The organism is Mycolicibacter sp. MU0083 (assembly GCF_963378075.1).
Taxonomy (GTDB): Bacteria; Actinomycetota; Actinomycetes; order Mycobacteriales; family Mycobacteriaceae; genus Mycobacterium; species Mycobacterium kokjensenii.
Map to the genome: position 1 here is coordinate 2,082,292 of NZ_OY726394.1, position 19,225 is coordinate 2,101,516.

General features: G+C 66.7%; 17 protein-coding genes. 7 read left to right on the plus strand and 10 right to left on the minus strand.

Going from position 1 to position 19,225, the window contains the following annotated elements; translation table 11 throughout:
- Positions 1–5: 5 nt before the first annotated feature.
- From RCP38_RS09635 to RCP38_RS09645, 3 genes are read right to left on the minus strand one after another with little or no spacing between them, the layout of a single operon-like run.
- On the minus strand, positions 6–1,340 hold the full coding sequence (locus RCP38_RS09635) for a cytochrome P450 (protein ID WP_308476933.1): 1,335 nt from the start codon (positions 1,338–1,340) through the stop codon (positions 6–8).
- A gap of 55 nt (positions 1,341–1,395) precedes the next feature.
- Positions 1,396–2,139, minus strand: coding sequence for an SDR family NAD(P)-dependent oxidoreductase (locus tag RCP38_RS09640; protein WP_308476934.1), 744 nt, complete (start codon positions 2,137–2,139; stop codon positions 1,396–1,398).
- Between the two features lie 20 nt (positions 2,140–2,159).
- Positions 2,160–2,930 (minus strand): SDR family NAD(P)-dependent oxidoreductase, encoded by a 771-nt coding sequence (locus tag RCP38_RS09645; protein ID WP_308476935.1) that lies wholly within the window; start codon positions 2,928–2,930, stop codon positions 2,160–2,162.
- Between the two features lie 103 nt (positions 2,931–3,033).
- Between RCP38_RS09645 and RCP38_RS09650 the strand changes: the two genes are divergently transcribed.
- The gene (locus RCP38_RS09650; RefSeq protein WP_308477161.1) at positions 3,034–4,221 is read left to right on the plus strand and encodes a cytochrome P450; all 1,188 of its coding nucleotides are present in this window, start codon (positions 3,034–3,036) and stop codon (positions 4,219–4,221) included.
- Positions 4,222–4,241: 20 nt separating this feature from the next.
- Here the strand turns inward: RCP38_RS09650 and RCP38_RS09655 are convergent, their stop codons facing one another.
- Positions 4,242–5,843, minus strand: coding sequence for a GMC family oxidoreductase (locus RCP38_RS09655; protein ID WP_308476936.1), 1,602 nt, complete (start codon positions 5,841–5,843; stop codon positions 4,242–4,244).
- Positions 5,844–5,991: 148 nt separating this feature from the next.
- Here RCP38_RS09655 and RCP38_RS09660 point away from each other — a divergent pair, with 148 nt between their 5' ends.
- Together RCP38_RS09660 and RCP38_RS09665 are read left to right on the plus strand one after the other, a co-directional pair.
- A complete protein-coding gene (locus RCP38_RS09660) occupies positions 5,992–6,558 on the plus strand; it encodes an isomerase (protein WP_308476937.1) in 567 nt (188 codons plus the stop codon).
- A 90-nt stretch (positions 6,559–6,648) separates the two neighbouring features.
- On the plus strand, positions 6,649–7,725 hold the full coding sequence (locus RCP38_RS09665) for an NAD(P)H-dependent amine dehydrogenase family protein (RefSeq protein WP_308476938.1): 1,077 nt from the start codon (positions 6,649–6,651) through the stop codon (positions 7,723–7,725).
- Between the two features lie 13 nt (positions 7,726–7,738).
- On the opposite strand, the gene RCP38_RS09670 is transcribed toward RCP38_RS09665, so the two are convergent.
- From RCP38_RS09670 to RCP38_RS09680, 3 genes are read right to left on the minus strand one after another with little or no spacing between them, the layout of a single operon-like run.
- Entirely contained in the window at positions 7,739–8,938 is a 1,200-nt protein-coding gene (locus tag RCP38_RS09670) for an oxygenase MpaB family protein (protein ID WP_308476939.1), read from the minus strand.
- Positions 8,938–10,056 (minus strand): Rv3169 family protein, encoded by a 1,119-nt coding sequence (locus tag RCP38_RS09675; protein WP_308476940.1) that lies wholly within the window; start codon positions 10,054–10,056, stop codon positions 8,938–8,940. The genes RCP38_RS09670 and RCP38_RS09675 overlap by 1 nt, the downstream gene beginning before the upstream one ends.
- A gap of 8 nt (positions 10,057–10,064) precedes the next feature.
- Positions 10,065–11,156 (minus strand): aminoglycoside phosphotransferase family protein, encoded by a 1,092-nt coding sequence (locus tag RCP38_RS09680; RefSeq protein WP_308476941.1) that lies wholly within the window; start codon positions 11,154–11,156, stop codon positions 10,065–10,067.
- 169 nt (positions 11,157–11,325) lie between these two features.
- On the opposite strand from RCP38_RS09680, the gene RCP38_RS09685 reads away from it, so the two are divergent.
- On the plus strand, positions 11,326–12,153 hold the full coding sequence (locus tag RCP38_RS09685) for an SDR family oxidoreductase (RefSeq protein ID WP_308476942.1): 828 nt from the start codon (positions 11,326–11,328) through the stop codon (positions 12,151–12,153).
- Positions 12,154–12,170: 17 nt separating this feature from the next.
- On the opposite strand, the gene RCP38_RS09690 is transcribed toward RCP38_RS09685, so the two are convergent.
- Entirely contained in the window at positions 12,171–12,806 is a 636-nt protein-coding gene (locus RCP38_RS09690; RefSeq protein ID WP_308476943.1) for a VldE C-terminal domain-containing protein, read from the minus strand.
- Positions 12,807–13,007: 201 nt separating this feature from the next.
- On the opposite strand from RCP38_RS09690, the gene RCP38_RS09695 reads away from it, so the two are divergent.
- The 3 genes from RCP38_RS09695 to RCP38_RS09705 all read left to right on the plus strand — a co-directional run bounded on the left by RCP38_RS09695 (position 13,008) and on the right by RCP38_RS09705 (position 17,376).
- On the plus strand, positions 13,008–13,340 hold the full coding sequence (locus RCP38_RS09695) for a DUF732 domain-containing protein (RefSeq protein ID WP_308476944.1): 333 nt from the start codon (positions 13,008–13,010) through the stop codon (positions 13,338–13,340).
- Positions 13,341–13,426: 86 nt separating this feature from the next.
- A complete protein-coding gene (acnA, locus tag RCP38_RS09700) occupies positions 13,427–16,237 on the plus strand; it encodes an aconitate hydratase (protein ID WP_308476945.1) in 2,811 nt (936 codons plus the stop codon).
- Positions 16,237–17,376: a tellurite resistance/C4-dicarboxylate transporter family protein gene (locus RCP38_RS09705; RefSeq protein ID WP_308476946.1), complete on the plus strand. Its 1,140-nt coding sequence runs from the start codon at positions 16,237–16,239 to the stop codon at positions 17,374–17,376. The genes acnA and RCP38_RS09705 overlap by 1 nt, the downstream gene beginning before the upstream one ends.
- Here the strand turns inward: RCP38_RS09705 and RCP38_RS09710 are convergent.
- Together RCP38_RS09710 and RCP38_RS09715 are read right to left on the minus strand one after the other, a co-directional pair.
- Positions 17,314–18,375, minus strand: a complete 1,062-nt coding sequence (locus tag RCP38_RS09710; protein ID WP_308476947.1) for an ABC transporter ATP-binding protein — start codon at positions 18,373–18,375, stop codon at positions 17,314–17,316. The two genes, RCP38_RS09705 and RCP38_RS09710, sit on opposite strands and share 63 nt — an antisense overlap.
- A gap of 13 nt (positions 18,376–18,388) precedes the next feature.
- Positions 18,389–19,201, minus strand: coding sequence for a carbohydrate ABC transporter permease (locus RCP38_RS09715; RefSeq protein WP_308477162.1), 813 nt, complete (start codon positions 19,199–19,201; stop codon positions 18,389–18,391).
- Positions 19,202–19,225 lie beyond the last annotated feature (24 nt).

Consider the following 19,225-nt stretch of genomic DNA (forward strand, 5'->3'; position numbering starts at 1 on the left):
CCTGATCAGAGGTCGGCGGACTCTTTGCGTTCGGTGATCGGCCGGGCCAACCCCTGCTCTTCGCAGGCGATCTGCAACCGATCCACCGTCTCCTCGACTCCGGGACCGCGACGTTTCCCCGGACTGAATCGCGCGGGTAGATGCCGCATGCCCTGAATGATGCCGATCGTTTCGTAATGAACGGTGCCTTCTGCCAGGCACTCATAGTCGGGCATCCGCTCCAACACCGCGGTCAGCATGGACTTGAAGACGGTGCGGGCCACGTTGGAACCGATGCAGCGATGGATACCCAGACCGAAGCTGAAGTGCCGATTGCCCTTTCGATCCAGAACCACCTCGTCGGGGTCGGTGAACACCGCAGGGTCGCGGTTGGCCATCGCCCACGACAGCCACAGCCGCTCCCCTTCCCGGAGTTGTACGCCATCGACAGCCATGTCTGCGGCGATGGTGCGGGCGTCACCGGCGGCCGGGGTGAAGTAACGCAGAAACTCCTCGGTGGCCGGATTGAGCAGGGTGGGCAGTTCCGCGCTCAGGCGGGTGCGCTGTTCCGGGTGCTGTGAGAGCCATTCCAGGGCGTGTGCGGTCAGCGCGGTGGTGGTGTCGAACCCACCCCCGATCAGCAGGTTGAGCATCCCGATCAGTTCGATGTCCGGTGGCGCCTGCCCGTCGATGCGCAGTCGGGCCAGCGCGTCGATGATCCCCGGCCGGGGTCGGTCGCGGATCTCGGCCAGATTGGTGAACAGATCCATACCCATCGCCAGGTACAAGTCCCGGACCCGTGCGGCGTCCGGAGAATCCGGTGGCGTGTACACCAAGGCGTGCGCCGGCTCGTTGTAGACGCTCCACCTCTGCAAAGGGACGCCGAGCATTGCCAGGGTCAGTACCGCCGGAACCACATTCGCCAGGTCGTCGACGAAATCGATCTGTCCCGATTCGATGTGGTCGTCGAGGCAGGCGCGGACGATCTCGTCGACGAAGGGTTGCCAGCGTCGCACCGCGGCCGGGGACAGATAGGGGTTCAGGGCGTCGCGGTAGTAGCGGTGTTCGGGATCGTCCATCTCCAACATGCCGCCGCGAAAATTCTCGGCATCCATCGTCAACGGCAGTGAGATCCCCTGGTATCCGCGGCGCTCGTGGTGCACATCGTGGTCGTTGGAGACGTGCGGGCAGCGGGCCAATTCGAAGACCTGCCGGCTGCCAGCCGCAACCCAGTGACCGTCGTAGGTGTCGGTCCAGGCCAGCGGGCACCGGCGATGCATCTCGTGGGTGATGGCGAGAAACTTCTCCCGGTATTCGGTGGTGTGTCGATCGAAGTGATAGCGGGCGGCATCGACACTCATCTTCAGGGTCCTCCTCGACGCGTAGTGGTTGGAGCGGATCGACGGCGACGCCACCTCAGAGCACGGCCCCACCGTTGACACCGATGACCTGCCCTGTCACGTAGCCGGCAGCGTCAGAACACAGGTAGGAGCACAGACTCGCGACATCGTCGGGTGACCCGAGTCGCGCGGCCGGTATGGCCTGGATCAGATGGTCGGTGGATGGCAGCATTCCGGCCTGCTGTTGTTCGCGCAGCATCGGCGTGTCGATCACGAACGGCGGCACGGTGTTGGCGGTGATGCCCTTTCTCGCGTAGTCGCGGGCCAGCGATTTCGTCATCGCGATGACGCCACCCTTGCTCGCCGCGTAGTGCCCCTGCAGGGGTGCGCCCTGCTGGCCGGCGGCCGACGAGATCGTCACGATGCGCCCCCACTTGGCCGGCACCATGTCGGCCAGCGCGGACCGCGCACACAGGAAGGTGCCGGTCAGGTTGACGGCCAGGTAGCGGTTGAACTCCTCGACGGTGATCTTGTCGAATCGGGTGAATCCCGAAATGGCTGCGCTGGTCACGAGCAGTCCGACCGCTCCGAAGTGGTCGCGTACCGCGCTGAAGGCAGCCGATACCGAGGATTCCTCCGCTACATCGCAGTGCACCGCCAGCGCTGCACCCCCGGCCTGCCGCACTGCGTTCGCGGTCTCTTCGGCCGCCGATAGGTCGACGTCGAGGATCGCCACTCGGTGACCGTCGCCGGCCAGTCTGGTCGAGATGGACCGTCCTAGCCCGGAACCGCCGCCGGTCACCACCGCCACTCGACTCATGGGTTCTCCTTGATTGGTGCTCATATGCCTGCAGGCCCCGGTGCGCCGTGCATGTAGAGGGTCTGGCCGGAGCAGAAACTCGACGCGTCGGAGGCGAAGAACAGGACGCCGTAGCCGATCTCGTCGGGTTCTCCCAATCGTCCCAATCCGTTGGACTTGGCGATCAGCTCCGGATCCATGCCGTACCGGGCTGCGTCATCGGTCAGGGTTGCCGCCCGCACGGCGCCGACCGCAATGGCATTGACCCGGATGCCCTTGCGTGCCCAGCCCGCTGCCATGGAGCCGGTCAGATTGTTCAGTGCCGCTTTGGCCGCGCCGTAGGGGGCCGCCTGCGGCATGGCCAGCAAACCGGCCCCCGATGAGATGTTGACGATGGCCCCTTTGCCCGCGGCCATCATCGGCTTGGCTGCGGCTCGGGACAGATGCCACGCGGCTTTGAAGTTCAGATCGATCGCACGGTCGAAATCCTCGTCGGACCAACTGAATATCGACTGGGTCTGCGCGCCACCGGCACAGTTCACCAGGATGTCGAGCCGACCGAACTCTGCCACGGTGCGTTCGACCAGACCGCGGCATTGCTCGGCATCGGTGACATCGGCAGGTGCTGCCAGCGCTCTGCGCCCCAGTGCGACGGCCTCCGCAGCAGTGGAACGCAGTGGCTCTTCGCGCCGGCCGGCCAGCACGACATCGGCCCCGTGTTCGGCGAGAACCAGTGCCGCGCCACGGCCGATGCCGGTGCCGCCTCCGGTGATGAGGGCCACCCGCCCCTCGAGGTTGAAGCGGTCAGACATATCGAATACCCATTCCTGTTCGGCTCGGTCCGACACCCGTCGACACTATACGACCGTACAGCATGTGTTGTACGGTCGTATGGATTCGAGCGATGGAGGAGCCGTGGACGTGCTGTACTACGACCCGTGGGCGGTGGAGATCGACGCCGATCCCTACCCCACCTATCGTCGACTGCGTAACGAACAACCCGTCTACCGCAACGACCGCTACGGTTTCTTCGGGCTCAGCCGTTACGACGACGTGGATGCCGCACTGCGGGACTGCGGCCGGCTCAGCTCGGCCAAAGGCGACATCCTCGACGTCGTCTTGGCCGATCCGGTCATGCCACCCGGAGTCTTCATCAACGAGGATCCGCCCCTGCACACCATCCACCGGTCCCTGGTGGGCCGGATGTTCACACCCAGGCGGATACGCGAACTCGAGGACAAGGTGCGCGCGTTCTGCATCGCGTGCCTCGACCCCCGGACCGGCGGCGACCGATTCGACTTCGTCACCGATCTCGGCGCCGAACTGCCCATGAAGACCATCGGGATGCTGGTCGGCATCCCCGACTCCGACCAGCCGTCGGTGCGAGCCCGCGCCCATGCAGTGCTGCGCAACAAACCAGGCGAACCGCTGCCGGTGAACAAGGACCACTACTTCGACGGGGACATGTTCGCCGACTATGTGGCCTGGCGGGCCAAGAATCCTTCCGACGACTTGATCACCGAGTTGCTGACCGTGGAGTTCGAAGACGAGACGGGCACCGTCCGGCGGCTGCGGACCCAGGAGTTGCTGATCTTTCTCGCCGTCATCGCCGGGGCCGGCGTCGAGACCACCGGGCGACTGTTCGGCTGGATGGGCAAAGTGCTGGCCGAACACCCCGATCAGCGCCGGGAACTCGTCGACGATCCCACCGGAATTCCCGCCGCGATCGAGGAACTGTTGCGCTACGAGCCGCCGGGACCGCACGTCGCGCGGTTCGTCGCCACCGACGACCTCCGCGTCCACGACACCGACATCCCGGCAGGCAGTGCGGTGCTGCTGATGCTCGCGTCGGCCAATCGCGATGAGCGGCACTTCCCCGATCCCGACGTCTTCGACATTCACCGCAAACCCGGCGGCCACCTCACATTCGGACGCGGCGCCCATTTCTGCCTGGGCGCACCGCTGGCTCGCCTGGAAGGACGGGTCGCACTCGAGGAAGTCCTGGCCCGGTTCCCGACATGGGAGATCGACTACGACGGCGCACGCCGATCCCGCACGTCGACCGTGCGCGGATGGGACACCATGCCGGCGATCATCGGCTGACCCGACTATCCGCTCCGGGCTTAGCGGTCATCGAGGATGAAATCGGCTGCTCGCCAAGCCATCGCCATCATCGGGCCGTTGAGGTTGCCCGCGACCATCGTCGGCAGCACCGAACAGTCCACGACCCGAAGCGCCTCGATCCCGCGCACCCGCAGCCGGCTGTCGACCACGGCGTCGTCCTCGGGGCCCATCGCACAACTTCCGACGGCGTGATACCCGCAGTAGCCGCCGTCGAGCGCCGCATCGATCAACTCGTCATCGGTCCGGACGTCCGGACCCGGGTAAGTCTCGCGCCGGATCCGGTCGGCTAGCGGTGACTGGTCGAATATCGCCCGCATCCGGCGATAGAGGTTGGCCGTGATCGTCCGGTCATGGGCGCTGGCCAGGTAATTCGGATCGATGCGCAGCGGCGCGTCGGGGTCTGCGGCGCTGATGGCGCAACGGCCGATGGAGGTGGGCCGAAGTGCCATCGCCAGGCACGACGCGCCGGCCTGGCGTTCGATGGCGACGGGCGCACCGGTGTTGTAGGGCGGGATGGTCCACGGCCCGAGCAACAGTTGGCCGTCGACGCGGTCGGCATCCGGGCTGGACTTGACGAACGCGATGATGTCGAACGACGGGGCGGCCAGCGGCCCCTTGCGGGTGGCCAGATAACGCAATCCGGTCAGCGCCTGGGCGGCGCCGCCGGCGAGCTGCCGGTTGTAGCCGAGATCGTCGTTGAGTTCGAATCGCATGGTCGCGCAGCGGTGTTCGCGCAGTCCACCGCCGACCCGGTCACGGTCGAGGTAGCGCGGGATCCCGGCATCTTCGAGCACGTCTCGTGGCCCGATTCCGGAGAGTTGCAGAAGTTTGGGGGTTTGCAGGCTGCCGAGCGAGACGATCACCTCGCGGGCCGCGTAGACGCGATCGCTGCCGCGTCCGGTGTTGATCTGCAGCCCGGTCGCGCGTCCCCTGTCGAAAACGATCCGTTCGACCAGGCATCCGGTGCGGACGGTGAGATTGGGCCGTTGCAGTGCCGGCTTCAGAAAGGCGCGGGCCGCGCTGACCCGGCGTCCGTTCTTGATCGTCGCGGTTGCGTATCCCACGCGCGGACCGTCGGATTCATTGATGTCGTCGACCCGTTCCAGCCCGATTCGCGTGGCAGCGGTGATGATCTCCTCGCAGAGCCCGTCGGGGTCGCGAGGCGTCGAGATGTGCAGCGGCCCGCCGACACCACGAGTCGGTGAGGGACCCAGTTCGTTGTCCTCGAACGACATGAAGATCGGCAGGATTTCGTCCCAGCCCCAGCCATCGTTGCCCAACTGCACCAGGCCGTCGTAGTCGGCACGATTTCCCCGGTTGTAGATCATGCCGTTGATCGAACTGGAACCCCCCAGTACTCGTCCCCGCATCCACGTCTCCGCGTGGGGGTTGGGCCCGAACGGATCGGTTGTGTAGTGCCACATGTACTTCGGGTTCTCGAAGAGCATTCCCGACCCCTTGGGAATGCTGAACAGCGGATTGCGGTCACGGCCACCTGCTTCGAGCAACAACACGCGATTGCGCGGATCGGTCGAGAGTCGATTGGCCAGCACACATCCGGCGGAACCCGCGCCCGCGATGATGTAGTCGAAGGTGGTCACGGCGGCCTGCCTCCCAGTCGAGTCGATCCCACGTAACGCGCTATACATGTGTATAGCATTGTTCGGTCGAGGTCGGGGCCATTCGGCTTACCCGGCAGAGCCGCCGGAGTCGCCGCGGAGCCGAGGTGTTTGTGGCTACAGTGCGGTGATGCCGCACAAGATCGACCCCGAAGCCCTGCACAAGATCGCCCGACAGGTCGTCGAGGAAACACCGACCGGCACCGATCCGATCCCCCGTGCCATCGAACTGCTCGCCGAGGCCTATCCCGACCTGATCGATGCGACGCCCGGCCGCTGGGTGGGCAGCAAGGCCGGGGGCATCCTGGGCAAGGTCCGTTTCCTGTACTTCAGTCCGCGGGAGTACGTGGTGATCTTCGGCTCCCCCACCGGAACCCAGGGTTTCTCCGGACGATACAAGCACGTCGACATCCACAAATTCCTGCTCGCCGGCCGGATCGACTCCTACGACCTGGAATCCGACGACTCGCAGACGATGACGCTGCTACCGGGCGAGCAGACCTGCCTGGAGAAGGGCCGGGCTCGCGGCCTGACCATCGCACCGGGGTCCTGGCATATCGAATACGGGCGCGGCGCCGTCGCCACCACCCTGCCGTTCGCGATGGTCGACACCCTGCTGGTATCGCTGGAATGGGAGTCGGTGCGCCGATCGACCGTGGAGTTCGTCAAGCTGCTGCGGCGGCAACGCCGGCGCTAGCGACACCCGCCCACAGTGTTGACTGAAGTCAGTCAACTGGATACTGTCCGCGAAACGAGGCCTACTGCTCCGATCTGAACGGACCGATGAATGCGCAGAGTCATCCAGTTCTCCACCGGCAATGTCGGACGCCACTCACTGTGGGCCATCATCGGCAGGCCGGACCTGGAACTGGTGGGCCTGCACGCTGCAAGCCCGGACAAGATCGGGCGTGACGCCGCCGAACTCTGCGGCCGCAGCGAACCCACCGGAGTGATCGCCACCGACGACATCGATGCGTTGATCGCACTCGGCGCCGATTGCGTGGTCTACACCGCGCAAGCCGAGACCCGGCCCGTCGAAGCGATCGAACAGATGGCGAAGTTCCTGGCCGCCGGCATCAACGTGGTGGCCTCGTCGATGGTCTGGATGGTCACGCCGCACCTGGCCGACGACTGGCTACGCGAACCGCTGCTCAAAGCGTGCCAGGCCGGCAACGCCTCGCTGTATGTCAACGGCGTGGACCCGGGATACTCCGGCGACACCGAAGCCCTGGCGGCGATGAGTCTGGCCACCCGGATCAGTTCGGTGACCGTGCAGGAGATCTTCGACTACGGCAACTACGACGATTTTGAATTCACCGGCACCACCATGGGTTTCGGACTCCCCCGCGACGCCGAGTCCACCCCGGTGCTGTACCTGCCCGGCGTCATCACCTCCATGTGGGGCGGCCCGGTGCGGAACCTGGCCCGCCACCTGGGCATCGAACTCGACGAGGTACGCCAGCGCGCCGAACCCTGGTACACAGACGACCGCATCGAATGCGCCATGACCACCGTCGAACCCGGCCAGATGGCCGCCGTCCGATTCGCCGTGGAGGGGGTCTACAACGGCGAGACGGTGATCACCATGGAGCACATCAACCGACTCACCCCGGCCTCCGCGCCGGACTGGGAATACCCGCCCGAAGGCCAGGTCGGCGTGCACCGCGTCGTCGTCGAGGGCGAACCGCGCATCGAGATCAACACCCAACTCTCGCACCCCGACTTCGACCCGACCGACGCCGGCTGCATCTCCACCGCGGCCCGCATCGTCAACGTCATCGACTGGGTCTGCGACGCCCCGGCAGGACTGATCGCCGTCGAAGACATTCCGCAGACGGCCATGGTCAAGGGCCTGATCTGGTGAACACGCACCGGACCTAGGTCGACGGCACCGCCGCGGGATGGCCGGTGTTGTCCGGTGCGGCATCGACCAGGTCGTGGTGGACCGCGTAGCGCAGTCGTTGCTCGGCCATCAGCCGGGGATAGTTCGCCAACGCCCGGCGGGTCCGCCAACCGTTGACACCGGGAATCCGGGCCAGCACGGAGTTGACGGCGCCGACGGCGGGACCGAACACCTTGGGTAGGTGCTTGATCCGGGTGTCGGGCACACCCAACCGCTCGGCATCGGTGTCGCCGCGGAACGCTCGGGTCAGGCCGTTGATGACATGGACACCCAGCGCGTGCTTCCACGCGCCGTCGAACGGGAGCAGATCGGCGATCTCGCGGGCCAGGTAATCGTGCGTCAATGCCCGGACGAAGTCCCGGTCGCCGTCATCGGGCTCCACCGCGGTCAGGGCATACAGTTCGGCGAGGCGGATCTGATCGGCCTCGGTCGCCGGATTCAGCTCCTCGCCGACACCGTTGAGCCGGCCGACGTAGCGCCAGAAGTGATAGATGTCGTCGAGTTCGGCACGGGTATAGCGCACGCCGAGCCGGTGCATGGCGGCCAACGCGATCTGCCCGAATTCGACGATGGTGAAGGCCATGTAGCTCTGCGGGATCGGGGCGCCCCACGCTTGATAGTCCCATTCGGCCTCGGTGAGCAGGTGCCGTCGCACGAAGGCATGGATCATCCGCACCCGAACGGTGGTGGCGAGCCCGGCACCGGAGCGGCGCAGCCCACCGGGGGTCAGGATCTCCTGCAGCCACGCGCCGACCTCGATCGAGCGCACCGCCGCCTGGCTGGTGTAGCGACCGGTGAGCACCAGCGGCATCCCGGCGACGGCGTTCATCGCACCTGCGGTCAGAGAGGCGGCGCCCAACACGATCCCGTAGGACGCGGTGTGCCGCACGAGGTGACCGGCCGCCCGGTCCAGCCGAGCGTGATCGAGCCACTCGGGCTCATCGTCGATCTCGGCGAACAGGGCGCGCAACGAATCCGGCGGCGCCTCGACAGCATCGATACCGTCGCGCAGAGCCGTTCGCAGCATCGTCATCCCGGCGCCGCGCGGCAGCGCGCCGAAATCGGCGACCACCGCGTCGGCCACCGGATCGGCCATGCGGGTACCGGCGACCCAGTCGCGTCCCGCCTGGCCGTAACGGGCGATCGCCGACTCGGCGTTGGGGACAGCCGACATCAGCTCTCGCGCGAAGTGGGCACGTCCACCAGCCCGGTGAACCCGCTGGGAGCGTGCGGCCCGAGGGCCAACTGTTCGAGCACCCCGATCCCGGTCCGGTCGCCCCAGCGTGCCCGCATGACCTGCTGGACGTGAATGTTGTCCGGCGACAGGTTATCCAGGTCGGCGACCGGAGTCTGCTCGCCCCCGACCACCAGTTCGTCACGCCAGACACCGTGTGACCACTGCGGGTGGAAGTACCCGGCGCCTTTCATCCGGAACGTCAACAACGGCTCCAGCTCAATGGTTTCCGTGCCGTCGCCGCGCTTGAACTCCAGGCGCGCACCGCGAGACCGCCGCAGCCCCGGCGCCCAGTCGATGCGGTGCGTGATGTCGAGATGCTCGACGTCGTTCCCCGGCCCGTAGACCGGATCGTCGGGTCCCAGGACGGGCAGCGCCACCCCGCTCTGTGCCCAGGACTCCCCTTCTGCGTCCTCGAACGTCAGGTAGTGCACTGCGACATCGTCGAAATTCAGTGGCGCCCAGAGGAAGAACAGCTGACCCGCGGACGGTTCGGGAGCCGCCGGCGCCGGGACACCGACCGGACGCAGACCCCAGGAACGGTCCTTGGTCCCGTAGACGTTCTGCCCGTCGAAGGTGTGCGTCACCCCGTGGACGGTCACCGTTCCTGACCACTGCCCCAACATCGAGGCCCGGGTCATGTCGATACTCAGACGTGAACCGGCATACCGGGTCTGGCGCGGTTCCTCGTATCCGGCGGTGCGGGCACGAAAGGTCAGGTCGGCGGTGAGGCCGTGTTCGGGGGCGTCGACCACGACGCGGTTGATCCGCAGCGGCTCGACGATCTCGATACGGATCGGACCGATCTCGGTCTGGGTGCGGTCCAGCGGAGCGCGACCGGAGGCGAACACCGAACTCTGCACGCCGTCGCTGACCACGCTGAACGCCGCATCGATGACGCCGCGATTCGGGTAGAGGCCCATCGCGACCGCGAAATAGAAGTCCTCGGTGTAGCCGTTGAACCAGAATCGGTCGTAGTGGTCGGGGTTGCCGTTGCCGGCGTGCGCGAGCGTCGCCGGGGTCTGGTGGATCGGGTAGTCGTCAAACGGTGTCAGCACGATGATCCCTAGTCGTCCAGCAGGCTCTCGGTGCCCAGATCGATGATCTGCGCGCACGCCCGACGAAGCATGGTCAGGAACATCTCGTCGCCACGGTCGGTCCGCTCGACCAGCATCGCCGCCGGCGCCAGGAAGATCACCGCGTAGAAGGCTTCCCGGCGGTAATCGGTCCAGCACTGCTCCCAGGTGTAGTCGGACACCCCGGCGGCACACAGCGCGTCGTAATAGCCGCGGACCAACTCCTGCTCGTGGGCCGCGCGTACCTGCGGGTCCAGCGCCGTGCCGAGCAGGAACGCGACGTCGATCAGACCGTTGCTGCGATCGATGGTCTGCCAATCGACCACCGCGACCGGGACATCGCCACCCTTGGCGTCGAAAAGCATGTTGTCGGTGCGGAAGTCGCCGTGAATGACGGTCAGCGGCCCCCGCGGCTCGGCGGGCGTGGCGGCACGGTCGCCGAGCCGCCGCATCAGTTGCGCGATCTCGGGTCCCAGCTCGGTGGCATAACGCTCACAGAACTGCGCGACGAGCACCGGAACGATCTGGGCCAGCATGTCGGCGGTGTTACGGGTGTGGTTGAGCCAGTCGTAGTCGGCGAACTCATCGCGGCCCCAGAACGGGGCGTGCAGCGCCGCGGCCTGCGCCAGGGCGGCCCGGGCATGGTCAACGGTGAACCCGCTGAGCTGGTCCACCGCGGCGATCGGCCGCATGTCCTCGAGCAGAAGCACGAACTGGCCGGTGGCGGTATCGATGTCGCTGTAGATGTAGCCGGGGGTGGCCACCGCGCTCTGGCTGCTCAGATGCTGATAGAACCGCACCTCCCGCTCGTAGAGGCGCTGCATGATGGCGGCCTGCAGGCTGTTGGGATCCTCGGCCGGCAGCTTGGCGACCACGCCCGTCGGCGCGCCCGGAACGGGTCGGTCGTAGGTGAGGGTGAACACCAAGGTGTCGGCGACCTGACCGGTGCCGATGGGAGCGGACGTCACCTCGGTAACCGCGCCATCGGTCAGCACCCCGGTGCTGCGCAGGACGTGGGTGAACCACTCTGCGTTCATGTCTCGACGATTGACCAGCGGCGGCGGGGAGGTGACTGTGCTCACAGCGAGAACCATAGTGTGTCCAGTTATTCCGCTGCGTCGGCCCCTCGGCACACCACCAGGGACTTTACAAAATTGGCCTTGACTGTCACGCTTGCGGCCGAGCGTGAGGCGGGGTGAAACCGTTTGGACGAGCCGCTGCAGCGGCACATCGACGACGAGGAGTCAGCAGGTGGCAGGCACTGAATTCTCCGGGCGCACCATGGTGGTCTCGGGCGGCAGTCGCGGCATCGGATTGGCCATCGGCCTGGGCGCGGCGAGGCTGGGCGCCAACGTGGTGCTGCTGGCCAAGACCGCCGAGCCGCACCCGCGCCTGCCCGGCACCGTGCACACCGCCGCCGCCGAGATCGAGGAAGCCGGCGGCAAGGCGCTGGCCGTCGTCGGCGACGTCCGCAACGAAGACGATGTGCAACGGGCCATCGATGCGGCGGTGGACGCCTTCGGCGGCGTGGACATCTGCGTGAACAACGCCAGCTCCATCGCCACCGAGCCCACCGAGCAGCTTTCCGCCAAGAAGTTCGACCTGATGCAGGACATCAACGTGCGCGGAACCTTCCTGCTGACCAAGGCGTGCCTGCCGCACCTGCGCCGGTCGCCGGCGGCGCACGTGTTGACCATCGCTCCCCCGCTCAACATGAATCCGTACTGGCTCGGCATCCACCCGTCCTACACGCTGTCCAAGTACGGGATGAGCCTGCTGTCACTGGGCTGGGCGGCCGAATACGCCGACGCCGGAATCGCTTTCAACTGCCTGTGGCCGGAGACCTACATCGCGACCTCGGCGGTGGCCAACACCCCCGACGGCGGCGAGTTGCTGGAGAAGGCACGCAGTCCTCGGATCATGGCCGACGCCGCGGTCGCGATCCTGCGGCGTTCGGCGGCCGAGGCGACCGGGCAGTGCTACATCGACGCCGACGTGCTGGCCGAGGACGGCGTGACGGACTTCTCCGCGTACGGCGGCGGCCCCGAGCCGCTGATCGATTTCTTCTTGGACCGGTAGAGGCGAATCGCCCGCGCTCAGCGCAGGTAGACCTCGTTACCGCTGGGATAGCCACCACCGGTGGTGGTGACGTGGACGTGGTCGTAGTGGCCGTAGCCGCCGCGCTGCGCTCCGCCGCCCGGCGTGTAGTACGTCCCACGCCAGATGGCGTCCTGCAGGCCGAACCGGCCGGCGTTCTCCATCACGTAGGCGACGATCGCGTCGCCGAGCGCGATGCCCTCGGCACTGCCGGGATTGGGGATCATCACGTCGAGGGCGAGTCCGTTGGGGTGCCACCGCAACGCGTCGGCTCGCACGCCACCGATCTGGTGGATCTGCGGAAAGGCGTCACTGATGCTGCGGGCGGTCTGGATCGTCCTGACCTGCAAGCCGCTTTCCGGGGCTACCCCGGCGGGCAGGAACCTGGATACGGTGCGCATTCGCGATGCCGCCGCAATACCGGCGGGAGTGCCCTGCCGCAGGTAATCGGCCGGTGCCGTGACCAGCTGCAAACCGCCCGGTGAATTGTCTTCAGCAACCACCGTTACGGCGTCTTTCGGAACCACGGGATTGGTGCTGCCGCCCACAGCAAAGAACAACGCTGCTGGTGCGACGACCGCGGCCATCAATACCGATGACTTTTGGCGCTTGCTGGCAAACTCATGTCGGCCCACGGGAAGACAGAATACGAGAAATTCGGCTAATAGTCACAAATTTATAAACCTCATAAATTCCTTATGTCTGCCTCGTCACATTCCACGCCTTGTGGCTATTGCCGATTTCGGGCCGTTCGCGCAGGTGAACACGGCAAGGCCGGTGACCGTCACCCCCGGCAAAGGAAGATCACCTAAGCAGATGGGTCTACACTGCATCTCATGAAGTCGACGACCCTCGCCGCGGCGGTCCTGGGCCTGGCAGTGGCGCTGGCAGCGCCCGCGCAGGCCGACCCGGACACCGATTTCGCCAACGAACTGCACACCTACGGCATCTACGGTGCCCGCGACTACAACGCGTGGCTGGGCAAGATCGTCTGCGAACGTCTGGACAAGGGCGTCGACGGCGACGCGGCAAAGTCGGTGCGCTTCATCGGCCTCAACCTGCAGAAGGGCTCGACCCAGGCGCAGGCCTGGCAGTTCCTCGGCGCGTCGATCAACACCTACTGCCCGGACAAGCGCCCGGTCTACGAGCAGGCCGCCCGGCAGGGCTGATTCAGGGTCCTTCTCCCCCTGGTTAGGACGGTCTCGCCGCCCTAGGGTCGGTGGTATCCCGATCCGACCGGTGAGAGGGGCCGACCATGGCCGTAGATCGCAACCTGGACAGTTTCGGAACGCACGACCGGCTGACGGTCGACGACACCGCGTACCGCATCCGGCGATTGGATCGCGTCGAGGGTTCGGCCCGGTTGCCCTACAGCCTGAAGGTTCTGCTGGAGAACCTGCTGCGCAACGAAGACGGCCGCCTGGTGACCGCCGAACAGGTCAGCGCCATGGCGAACTGGGATCCGGCGGCCGCGCACGGGCGGGAGATCGCCTACACCCCCGCGCGGGTGCTGATGCAGGACTTCACCGGGGTGCCGTGCGTCGTCGACCTGGTGGCGATGCGCGACGCGATCGCCGCTCTGGGCGGGCAGACCACCCGCATCAACCCGCTGTGCCCGACCGAATTGGTGATCGACCACTCGGTGATCGCCGACGTGTTCGGGCGCGCCGACGCCTTCGCGATCAACGCCGAACTCGAATTCCAGCGCAACTCCGAGCGCTATCAACTACTGCGCTGGGGCCAACAGGCCTTCGACGACTTCTCCGTGGTGCCACCCGACACCGGCATCTGCCATCAGGTGAACCTGGAATACCTGTCGAGGGTCGTCTTCACCCGCGCCGGCGCCGACGGACCGCTGGCCTACCCCGACACCCTGGTGGGCACCGATTCGCACACCCCGATGGTCAACGGCCTCGGGGTGCTGGGCTGGGGCGTCGGCGGGATCGAAGCCGAAGCGGCCATGCTCGGCCAGCCCATGAGCATGCTGATCCCCCCGGTGGTCGGACTCAAGCTCAGCGGGCAGTTGCAACCCGGAACCACCGCCACCGACCTGGTCCTGACCGTCGCCGAGTTGCTGCGCGCCACCGGAGTGGTGGGCAAGTTCGTCGAGTTCTTCGGCCCGGGAGTGGCCAACGTGCCACTGGCCAACCGGGCCACCATCGGCAACATGAGCCCCGAATACGGGGCCACCTGCGCGATCTTCCCCATCGACGCCGTCACCTGCGACTACCTGCGGTTGACCGGCCGCTCCGAACATCAGATCAAGCTGGTGGAGGCCTACGCCAAAGAACAGGGCATGTGGCACGACCCGGCACATGAACCGGTGTACTCACAGATCCTCGAACTCGACCTGGACAGCGTGGAACCGTCGATCGCCGGCCCCAAACGGCCGCAGGACCGCATCCCCCTGCGAGCCGCCCCGCACGCCGTCGCCGAACTGCTCGCCGGGGCGCCGAGCACTGCCGAGGCACTGGCCGGCCTGGACGAGGCGTCCGCAGAATCCTTCCCGGCCAGCGACCCGGTCGCCGTCAGCAGCGACCGGGCCGGCGACCGGCCCCGAACCCCGTGCTGCGACGCCCAGGACCACCCCTGGCCGACCGTGACGGTCGCCGTGTCACTCGCCGACGGAACCGACACCGTGATCGGCGACGGTGACGTGGTGATCGCGGCGATCACCTCGTGCACCAACACCTCCAACCCGTCGGTGATGGTCGGTGCGGCGCTGTTGGCCCGCAACGCGGTGGCCAAGGGACTGTCCCGCAAGCCGTGGGTCAAGACCACGCTGGCGCCGGGCTCGCGGGTGGTGACCGACTACTACGAGCGGGCGGGCCTGACCCCGTACCTGGACCAGCTGGGCTTCAACCTGGTGGGCTACGGCTGCACCACCTGCATCGGCAACTCCGGGCCACTGATCCCCGAGGTGAGCAAGGCCGTCGTCGACAACGACCTGACCGTGTGCGCGGTGCTGTCCGGCAACCGCAACTTCGAGGGACGCATCCACCCGGAGGTCCGGATGAACTTCCTGGCCTCCCCGCCACTGGTCGTGGCCTACGCGCTCACCGGAACACTTCGCATCAATCTGCTGACCGACCCGCTCGGCATCGGCAGCGACGGCGACCCGGTGTACCTGCGTGACATCTGGCCCACCGCCGAGGAGATCGCCGCGGTGGTGGACGACAACCTGCAGGCCGAGATGTTCACCCACAGTTACGCGGACGTCTTCACCGGGGACGACCGCTGGCGTGCCCTCGACGTGCCCGAAGGCGACACCTTCGCCTGGGCGCCGGAGTCCACCTATGTCCGGCGACCGCCCTACTTCGACGGCATGACCCGCGAGCCCACGCCGGTCGCCGACATCACCGGCGCACGGGTACTGGCCAAACTCGGCGATTCGGTCACCACCGACCACATCAGCCCGGCCGGTTCCATCCGCTACGACTCGCCGGCCGGAAAATACCTGTCGGCCAAGGGAATCGAACGCAAGGACTTCAACTCCTACGGATCCCGGCGGGGCAACCACGAGGTGATGATCCGCGGCACCTTCGCCAACATCAGACTGCGGAACCAACTGGCGCCCGGCACCGAAGGCGGCTTCACCCGCGACTTCAGCCAGGCCGGCGCAGCCGCCGACGCGCCGGTCACGACCATCTACGACGCGTCGGTGAACTACCTGGCGGCCGGTACCCCACTGGTGATCCTGGCCGGCAGGGAATACGGGTCCGGATCCTCGCGGGACTGGGCCGCCAAAGGCACCGCGCTGCTCGGTGTACGGGCGGTACTGGCGGTGTCCTACGAACGCATTCACCGCTCCAACCTGATCGGCATGGGCGTGTTACCGCTGCAGTTCCCCGACGGCGCCGACGCGGACTCGCTGGGCCTGTCCGGCGCGGAGACCTTCGACATCACCGGGGTGACCGCACTCGACGACGGTATCCCCGACACCGTGCACGTGCGGGCGGGCGATGTCGAGTTCGAGGCGACCGTACGGATCGACACCCCCGGAGAGGCCGACTACTACCGGCACGGCGGCATCATGCAGTACGTGCTGCGGCAGTTGCTGGACTGATGGGCGGTCGCGGGCAGGCGCCGGTAACCGGCACCCGCGAGGCGGTGCGCACCCTCAACCCGGGCTATTTCGCACTGGTGATGGCCAGCGGCATGGTGTCCACCGCCATGTACCACCAGCACGCCCCCCGACTGTCGGCGGCACTGCTGTGGGTCACCGTGGCGTCCTACCTGACCCTGATCGCGATCTCGGCGGTTCGGTTCGTCGTCTTCCGGCACGAATTCCTGGCCGACCTCTACGATTCCGGTCGCGCATTCGGCCTGTTCACCTTCGTCTCGGCCACCAACGTGCTGGGCACCCGACTGGTCATCGACGGCCACAACGGCGTCGCGGCGGGCCTGCTGCTGACCAGCACGCTGGCCTGGCTGGTGTTGGGCTATCTCATTCCCTGGACCGCGGTGCTGGGCACCACGGAACGGCCGGTGGTGCGCCGTGCCAACGGCACCTGGTTCATCTGGGTGGTGGCCAGTCAATCCATCGCGGTACTCGCGGCCGTACTGGAAGTGGAGATGGCCGAACCCTGGCGGCAGGGCCTGGCATTGCTGGCGGTCGGCTCCTGGTCGGTGGGCGTTTTCCTCTACGGCGCCGCCGGAATCTTCGTCGCACTGCGGCTCCTGCTCTACCCGTTGCGACCGCAGGATCTGATCCCCCAGTACTGGGTGGCGATGGGGGCCACCGCGATCACCGTGCTCGCCGGCGCCCGCATCGTCGAGATGGCCGAGGCCCCGATGGTCAACGCCACCCGCGGCCTGATCGCCGGCACCTCGGTGTTGTTCTGGGCGTTCGGGACCTGGCTGATCCCGCCGTTGATCGCCGCCGGGGTGTGGCGACATGTCGTCCACCGCATTTCGCTGCGGTATGAGGCCCCGTGGTGGAGTGTGATCTTCCCGCTCGGTATGTACGGGGTGGGCAGCCACTATCTGGGACAGGCCGACCATCTGCCGATCGTCTACTACATCGGCTCGATCCAGAGCTGGATCGCGTTGGGCGCGTGGTGTATCGCGTTCGTGATGATGCTGCACCACCTGACGGTCACGCTGGGGCCGCGAAACGGTGACCGGGCGACGCGAGCCCGATCAGCCCAGCCGGATGCCGTCGGCGCCGAAGAAATGCAGATCGGATCGGTCGAAACCGAGTGAAAGCCGGTCGCCGCGCCGGACCACCGTGGTGCCGGGAACCCGCGCGACCACCGATTGGTCCGCTGCGTCCACGACCCGGCCGTACAGGTAGGTGTCGGCACCGAGTTCTTCGGCGAAATCGACCTGCACCGGCACGCCGGAGTCGACGACCTGCAGATGCTCCGGGCGGATGCCCACAATCAACTCGGTTGCCGCGGAAGCGATTGCGCGATCGATCTCGACGTCGTAGCCGCCCAGCGACAGCCGGTCGTCGGTCACCCGGGCCGGGAACAGATTCATCGCGGGCGACCCGATGAAACGGGCGACGAAGACGTTGGCCGGTCTGCGGTAGAGGTCACGCGGCTGGGCGCACTGCTGCAACACGCCGTCGCGCAGCACCGCCACCCGGTCCCCCATGGTCATCGCCTCGACCTGATCGTGGGTGACGTAGACGGTGGTGATGCCCAGCCGCCGTTGCAGATCGGCGATCTGGTTACGGGTCTGCACCCGCAGCATGGCGTCGAGATTCGACAGCGGCTCGTCCATCAGGAACACCTGCGGGCGCCGTACGATCGCCCGGCCCATCGCGACGCGCTGACGCTCACCACCGGAGAGATCCTTGGGCTTGCGGTGCAGGAGTGCGGCCAGGCCCAGCAGTTGCGCGGCTTCGGACACCCGGGCACGGATCTCCGCCTTCGGGGTCCCGGCAACCTTGAGGGCGAACCCCATGTTCTGCGCCACGGTCATATGCGGATACAGGGCATAGTTCTGAAACACCATCGCGATGTCGCGCCTGCCGGGGTCGATCGCGGTCACGTCGCGATCGCCGATATGGATATGCCCGCCGTCGACGGCCTCCAAGCCGGCGAGCATCCGCAGCGTCGTCGTCTTCCCGCAGCCGGACGGACCGACCAGCACCATGAACTCGCCGTCGTCGACGACCAGATCCAAAGCGTCCACCGCGGGACGCTCAGCACCCGGATAGCGCCGGGTCACCGCGTCGAAGGTCACCGAAGCCACTGCGCTCTCCCGCCTACCGTCCGCCGAGTCCGGTCGTCGCGATGCCGCTGACAAAAGCCCGCTGGGCGATGGAGTAGATCAGCACCAGCGGCGCCAACATCAGCATGGACGCCGCCATCAGCACCGGCCACTCGGCGACGTACTCCCCCTGCATCCACACCAACCCGAGGGTCAGGGTGGCGATGTCGCGATGCTGGATCATCAACAGCGGCCACAGGAAATCGTTCCAGACGTTGATCCAGGTCAGCACCGCGAGCACCATCACCGCAGGTTTGGCATGCGGCAACAGGATCCGCCAATAGATGGTCCACGGCGAACACCCGTCCAGGATGGCCGCCTCTTCCAGGTCGATCGGCATGGCGGCGAAGAACTGCCGCATCAGGTAGGTGCCGAACGCACTGCCGAACAACCCGGGGATGATCATCGCCCACACGGTGTCGGTCCACCCGAACACCCTCATCAAGATGAACTGCGGAATGACCGTGACCGTCAGCGGCACCATCAGCGTCGCCAGGTACAGCACGAACAGGGTGTTGCGTCCGGTGAACGGCAACCGGGCGAAGGCGTAGCCAGCCAGCGAACAGAAGAACACCTGCCCGGCCGTCACGCAGCCGGCATAGCAGACCGTGTTCAACAGCATCCGCCAGAACGGCATCCGGCTGAACACCTCGACGTAGTTCGACCACTGCGGATCGGCGGGCAACAGCGTCGGCGCCGCGATCTCCGACTGCCGCTTCAGCGATCCCGACAGCGCCCACAGGATCGGGAACAACGCACACGCCGCAACACCGGCCAACCCGGCGTAGACGCCGAGCAGGCCGGCGATCCGTTGCTTGGCCGGCGGGCCGGG

Bases quoted from the DNA above. Each gene is read 5' to 3' on its own strand.
- RCP38_RS09635 (WP_308476933.1), bottom strand. From the start codon at position 1,340: ATGAGTGTCGATGCCGCCCGCTATCACTTCGATCGACACACCACCGAA.
- RCP38_RS09665 (WP_308476938.1), top strand. From the start codon at position 6,649: ATGCGCAGAGTCATCCAGTTCTCCACCGGCAATGTCGGACGCCACTCA.
- RCP38_RS09705 (WP_308476946.1), top strand. From the start codon at position 16,237: ATGGGCGGTCGCGGGCAGGCGCCGGTAACCGGCACCCGCGAGGCGGTG.
- RCP38_RS09695 (WP_308476944.1), top strand. From the start codon at position 13,008: ATGAAGTCGACGACCCTCGCCGCGGCGGTCCTGGGCCTGGCAGTGGCG.
- RCP38_RS09645 (WP_308476935.1), bottom strand. From the start codon at position 2,930: ATGTCTGACCGCTTCAACCTCGAGGGGCGGGTGGCCCTCATCACCGGA.
- RCP38_RS09640 (WP_308476934.1), bottom strand. From the start codon at position 2,139: ATGAGTCGAGTGGCGGTGGTGACCGGCGGCGGTTCCGGGCTAGGACGG.
- acnA (WP_308476945.1), top strand. From the start codon at position 13,427: ATGGCCGTAGATCGCAACCTGGACAGTTTCGGAACGCACGACCGGCTG.
- RCP38_RS09670 (WP_308476939.1), bottom strand. From the start codon at position 8,938: ATGTCGGCTGTCCCCAACGCCGAGTCGGCGATCGCCCGTTACGGCCAG.
- RCP38_RS09660 (WP_308476937.1), top strand. From the start codon at position 5,992: ATGCCGCACAAGATCGACCCCGAAGCCCTGCACAAGATCGCCCGACAG.